This is a genomic window from Arenimonas sp., assembly GCF_041919775.1.
In the GTDB taxonomy this organism is placed as follows: Bacteria; Pseudomonadota; Gammaproteobacteria; order Xanthomonadales; family Xanthomonadaceae; genus Arenimonas.
This window is the reverse complement of record NZ_JAYRTE010000041.1, coordinates 1-6,088: the sequence shown is the minus strand read 5'-3', so window position 1 is coordinate 6,088 and position 6,088 is coordinate 1. Positions and strand designations below refer to the sequence as shown.

3 protein-coding genes and 1 rRNA gene are annotated in these 6,088 nt (G+C 68.0%); all 4 read right to left on the bottom strand.

Annotated elements, in window-relative coordinates; translation table 11 throughout:
* Nucleotides 1–143: 143 nt before the first annotated feature.
* Nucleotides 144–1,019, bottom strand: a complete 876-nt coding sequence (gene atpB, locus ACE3TE_RS12930; RefSeq protein WP_374605596.1) for a F0F1 ATP synthase subunit A — start codon at nt 1,017–1,019, stop codon at nt 144–146.
* Nucleotides 1,016–1,348 (bottom strand): ATP synthase subunit I, encoded by a 333-nt coding sequence (locus ACE3TE_RS12925; RefSeq protein WP_374605598.1) that lies wholly within the window; start codon nt 1,346–1,348, stop codon nt 1,016–1,018. Before ACE3TE_RS12925 ends, atpB begins: the two co-directional genes overlap by 4 nt.
* 130 nt (nt 1,349–1,478) lie before the next feature.
* The gene (locus ACE3TE_RS12920; RefSeq protein WP_374605594.1) at nt 1,479–5,885 is read right to left on the bottom strand and encodes a reprolysin-like metallopeptidase; all 4,407 of its coding nucleotides are present in this window, start codon (nt 5,883–5,885) and stop codon (nt 1,479–1,481) included.
* A 99-nt stretch (nt 5,886–5,984) separates the two neighbouring features.
* A 5S ribosomal RNA gene (gene rrf / locus ACE3TE_RS12915) occupies nt 5,985–6,088 on the bottom strand; the annotation flags it as partial.

Sequence of the window (6,088 nt, the reverse complement as noted above, 5' to 3'; positions counted from 1 at the left end):
AGCGCGCCCAGGCCGATGATGATGCCGATGGCAAGCGCGGTGGAGCCCTGGATGGCGGCGACGAGAGACATGTCCATGGTGCAATCCTTTTTTACAAGTCGGTTGGGGTTAGGACGAAAACAAAAACAAGGGGTGGAACTGGATCAGTGCGCTTCCGTGGACATCGACAGATAGACCACGGTGAGGATCATGAAGATGAAGGCCTGGAGCGTGATGACCAGGATGTGGAAGATCGACCAGCCCGCACCCGCCAGCACCGCGCCCAGGAAGGCCAGGATGCCGCCGGTGGTGCCGCCGAGGCCGCCCACGTCCATGATGAAGTGGCCACCGGCCGCGCCCAGCAGGGCGATCAGCAGGAAGACCAGCTCGCCGGCGTACATGTTGCCGAACAGTCGCATGGCCAGGCTGACCGGCTTGGACAGCAGCTCGATGATGTTCAGGCCGAAGTTCGCCGGGGCCAGCACGATCTTCATCAGCACGCCGTCGGCATGGAAGGGCGCGGTGAACAGCTCCTTGGTGAAGCCGAAGCCGCCCTTGGACTTGATCGAGAAGGCGATCATCAGCAGCAGCACCGTCATCGACATCGCCAGGGTGATGTTGAGGTCGGTGGTGGGCACGGCGCGGAAGTATTCGGCGCCGAACATCTTGGCGATGCCCGGCGGCAGGTCGACCGGGATCATCTTCACGGAGTTCATGAGGAGGATCCAGACGAAGATCGTCAGCGCCAGCGGGGCGACGAACTTGCGGTTGCCGTGGAAGACGTCGCGGACCTGGGTGTCGACGAACTCGACGGCCAGCTCGAGGAAAGCCTGCAGCTTGCCCGGCACGCCGGCGGTGGCGCGGCGGCCGACGAACCAGAACAGGCCCAGGCCCAGCACGCCGATGGCGATCGCCATGATCATGCTGTCGATGTTGATGGTCCAGAAGGCGCCCTCGCCGATGGACACCTGCCAATGCTGGAGATGGTGAGTGACGTATTCGCTGGGGCTGTCACCGGCGACTTGCAGGAGTCGGTTCATCGAAGCAACCAAGGCAGACTGAAAATTTGGGCGAGGGCTGCGAGCGACGCGCCCCCGAGGACATGGGCGGGAGGGAGCCCCTGGGTCATGGCCAGCACGAGACCCGCGCCGACCACCAACCACTTGAGCACCGTCCCCAGGAGCAGCCGGCCGAACATCCTTGCTGCCGGAGCCGAGCGCGACCTCAACTCCGTTCGCCAACTGAAGACCCACTGTGCCGCTGCGATCACCGCCGCACCCGCCAGCCAGGCCAGGGCAGCTTCCCGACCCGCCCAGACCGCCGCGATGGCGGCGGCGGCGCACCCGAGGGCCAGCTGTAAGACCGGCAACCGATGGGCGTGGGGCGAAACGGGAGGGGACGCGCGGTTCAAGTGGTACTCAGTAGCGTTCCCTGAAGCCGCAAAAGTATAGCAGCCGCCCTCCGGGGGGAACAAGTCGCAAACGACCCCCGGAAGGCCTTCACGGCGCCGGGCAGCCCTGGGTCGTGCCCGGGCCGCCCAGGGGCTGGACCTGGTCGTTTCCGGACCAGGCGCCGGGCACGCCGCCGCCGAAAATGGCGTCCACCTGCATCTGCACCAGGCCGCCGGCATCGAAGCGCCGGCGCAGGGTGCCGACGTCCGCCCGTGACGGCGCCCCGCTGCGCTCGCAAAGCGGGCAGAAACCGGCCAGCTGCTCGAGCGTCAGGGTCGCGTCCGCCCCGAGGAAATTCGGGGCCTCCGCGGTCAGGAAGCGCGGCTGGCCGCGGTCGTCGTAGACAAAGGCGGTATAGAACTCATAGTTGGGGAACAGCTGTACGCTGTAGCCAGGGCCGGGCCGGCCGGGGTCGAACCAGTGCGAACTGGCATCGACCGGGGCACCGCCCAGGGTCGGGCAACCCGAGCCCAGCGGTGCAATCACTTCCGAACCGACTTCGCCGTCGAGGCGATAGCTCAGCGCCAGGCCGTCCGGGTGCACCGTGGCCGTGGCCAGTCCGACGGCGGTCAGCACGCTTCGCTCGCCGTTCCAGGTCGCGCGGTGGATCGGCGCCTGCCACGCCTTTGCCGCACCGGGGTCCGGCCCCTGCAGGTAGTACCAGGTGGCGGTGCCGTCCTGCAGGTAGGTGTACCAGATGCCGACCAGCTGGTTGCCGGCCGGATATAGGAACAGGCCGTGCCCGGAACGGCCCGGGTTGAAGTAGCTGCCCCGGGCGATGGCCGCGGTGCCCGCGGCACCATGCACCTGCGCCCGCAGCCAGGCACCCGCGGCGCCCTGGTTTTCCGCTTCGATGTACAGGCGCCCCGGCGCCGGCATGGAGACCGCCAGCGACTGGTTGCCATTGACGGTGCCGTCGAACAGGACGGTCGCCGCGCCGGGGGCCGCGGCAACGGCCGGCCCCACGCCCGCCTGCGTCGCCAGCAGGCGCACCGCAAGTGGCGACTGCGTCTGCAGCTGCACGGTGACCGCCGTGGCGCCTGGGGGAATGTCGACGAACAGGCGGTCGAGCGCCTCGCCCGCGGCGACTTCATAGGTGCCGGCCTCGCCGCCGTAGGCGAGGAAGGCGCCCGGCGCCGCGAACGCGGGACGATCGAAGCGCACCGGGATTTCCCCCAGCAGCGCGCCATTGCCGTCGCGCAGCGCCAGCAGGCCCATGGCGGCACCGCCGGCCTCCATGGCCGGAGTGCTCCACGACACACGGACCGGGAAGGCTTCGCCGTCCGCCGGCAGGCCGGGGCCAGTGGCCGCCCATTCCAGGCTGGCGAGCTCGTGGTCCACGCGCTTGAGCGCGAAATAGGTGGAACGCGCGTTCACCGGTGAAGCGCCGCGGTTGTGCTGCATGACCCAGACGTCGCGCTCGCTGTCTTCCGGGATCACCAGTTCGAATTCGCAGCGCTCGATGCTGCCGTCCATGGCCGAGACGCAGCGGGTTTCACCGGGGTCGGCGAGACCGTTGAGGTTCTCGTCAACGCCCACGTACAGGTCGGTATTGCCGCCGCCGGGCGCGGTGGCGTCCACCACCACGCGATGCGTTTCCTGCGCCATCGGCTCGCCCGGTGTATTGAGGAACCGGTTCTCCACCCGATGCAGGCGGGTGTGGGTGCCGGTGTCGTTCCAGGGATTTTCCGGCGTCGGGTCGCCGGCGATCACCTGCTCCGCGCTCACGCCTTCGGCATACATCCGGGCGTCGAGCCTGAGTTCGCCGACCGGCCGCAGGTCCGGGATCGTGATGTCGGCGTGGCCCTGGCCTTCGTTGCTGGCCAGGAAGGCATCCAGGGCGGGGCGAACGATGATGCTGGCCAGGCCGTCGGTGCAGCGGCCCGCTTGTTCGCAGACGCGATAGGCCAGGCTGTCCTCGTAGGACCGGTTGGCGGCGGCCTGGTAGACCAGGGCGTCGTCGGCCACCGTGCCGGGCGTGCCGTTGGTGTCCACCTGCACCTGGCCGATGACCGGGGCCTGGGTGATCTGGAACGTACCGCCGGCAAGGTTCGCCGGAACCAGCACGTCGTTCCCCAACACCGCCATGCGGGTCGGTCCTGTGTTTTCCGGCAGCACGAAACGATCGTCGCGGGCCGCGAACGCCGTCGGTTCAGCCCCGCCGCCGTCGTCGTTGCTGATCGTGCCGATCGCCTCGGAGGTCCCCGGCTGGGCACGGGTGATGTTGTTGAGCGTCACCCGGAAGGTTTCGTCCGGCTCACTGGTGGTGTCGCCGTTGATCGTGACCGACACCGTGGCACTGGTCTGTCCGGCGGGGATGGACAGGCCCACGGCGGTTAGCCCGACATAGTCGCTGCCCGCCTGCGCGGTGATGTCGCTGGTGCTGGCGCCGAAGCCCACCGTCTCGGCGGAGGGCTGCGACAGCGTCACCGTGAAGTTGAGGACCGAGGTGCCGCCATTACCCTCGCTGATGCCTGCAGGGGCGATCGACAGCGTGGGCAGCGGCGCGCCGCCGTCGTCGTTGCGGATCCAGCCGGTGGCCATGCCGTCGACCAGGTTGGCCGCGGCGATATTGCTGGCGATGACGTAGAAGGCCTCGTCCTGCTCGACCTCGGTGTCGCCGATGACCGGCACGGTGAACTGCAGCGCCGTCTCGCCCGGGGCAATGGTCAGGCCGGACAGGGTAACGAGGCTGAAATCGACGTCCGCGGTGCCGGTGTTCGAAGCAGCGGAATAGGCCTGGCTGGCGACGTCGAAGGTCACCGGGGTGGTCGAGGGCGCCGACAGCGTGGCGGTGAAGGTGGCCGCCCGGACGCCCGAGTCGCCCTCGCCGATCGAGATGTTGGCGATCGTGAAGTCGGGGATCGGCTCGTCGTTGGTGATCGTCGCCACGCCCTGGCCGTCGGCCACGCGGGCGCCGCTGACGTTGCTGGCATTGAGCGCGAACACTTCATCGAACTCGACCTCGGTGTCGCCATTGACCACCACGTCGAACTGCAGGCTGGTCTGGCCGGCGGGGATGCTGAGTCCCTCCGCAGTGCGCGGCGCGTAGTCTGCTTCCCGGGCCGTGCCGTGGCTGGTGAACAGGTCGAAAGTGACCGGCGACGCAGCGGCCTGCGAAAGGCTGACGGTGAAGCGGGCGACGCGGGTGCCGGCGTCACCTTCGGTCACCGAGACGTCGTTGATCGACAGGGCCGGGCCGGTGGCGGGAATGCTGCTGCGGAAACCGGCGATCACCGGCGCGGACTGGCCGAGGCCGCGGCTGTTGTCGGAGACTTCCTCGATGCCGCAGGGCTGGTCGAGGCAGGTGCTGAGCCGCGGGTTCGAAAAGGTGCCGATGCGCACCTGCGGACGCACCGCATAAGCCATCACCGTCGCGAAACCGTCGTCCCCGAGGGTCTGCCGGTGGCCTCTCGAATAGGGATAGGCGCCGTAATCGTCCTCTTCGGTTTCGATGTCGTGGGCCGCGCCCATGTTGTGGCCGAGCTCGTGGGCGAAGGTGAATTCGCCGCAGTTGTCGCCGCCGTAGCCACGGTCGCTGACCACGGAAAATCCGTAGCCCGAGGAGAACGCACTGCCGTGGTAACCGAGCAGATAGGCGATGCCGCAGCTGTTCTGGGTGCTGCGGTCGAAATTGCGGATCATCGACACCAGGTCGGCGCCGTACTGGGCGCGCAGACGGTCGACCTCGGCCTTGACCGGCAGCAGCGAGAACGCGCGGATCTCGGTCAGGGCCTCGCTGTTGTCGTTGTTGACGGTGTAATCGACCAGGTGCCTGGCCACGACCTTCACCCTCACTTCGGCTTGACTGTCTATGTAGGCCTGGTTGCTGATCGCCTCGAGCTGCACGATGCGCGCCTGCACGGCGGCATCGGAGCCCATCACCGCGACCAGGGCGGGCGTGTAGACGACCAGCACTTCCACGACGGGCTCGGGGATGACCTTCGCCATGGCGTCCTGCCGGGCCCGGATCTCGAGGCTGTCCTTCGGCGCCGGCGGAACGATGTAGTCCGGGCCCTGGCCTTCGAATTCGGGCTCCAGCCCGCCTTCGACGAGCCAGGGCTTGCCGTCGCGCGTCTCGATCTTCAGCGGGCTACCGTCGGCCTGGGGGATGAGTCCGAAAGCGACGCCGTCACCCACCGTCAGTACGACAGAGCGGGGGCCACTGGCGGTGTCGACCTTGCCGACCCAGACCACCAGGCCGTCGTCGCGGCGCTCGATGCGTTCGAAGCGGGCGGTGACGGGGGTGCTGCCGATTCCGGGCAGGACCAGTTCGCCGAGGCGGGCCGCTTCCTCGAGACCGGCCGGGTCGACCTTGACCGGATGCAGGGTCTGCTCCCCCAGGCTTCGGGGAATGCGGGTGGCGTCGGACTGGATGGTCTCGCCAGCCAGCCGCACCGCGGCATGTGCCGGCAGCGACAGCGCGGCGAGGAGAAGGACAGCAAGCTTTTTCATGGCAAGGGCGTATCAAGGCACAGATGCCCGGTTTACCAGACACCGGCCCGGCGCGCAAAGAAAAACCCCGCCTTTTGGGCGGGGTTTTAGGGGTAAAGCCCCTGGCGATGACCTACTCTTGCATGGCTTAGGCCACACTACCATTGGCGCAGCTGCGTTTCACTTCCGAGTTCGGGATGGGATCGGGTGGTTCCACAGCGCTA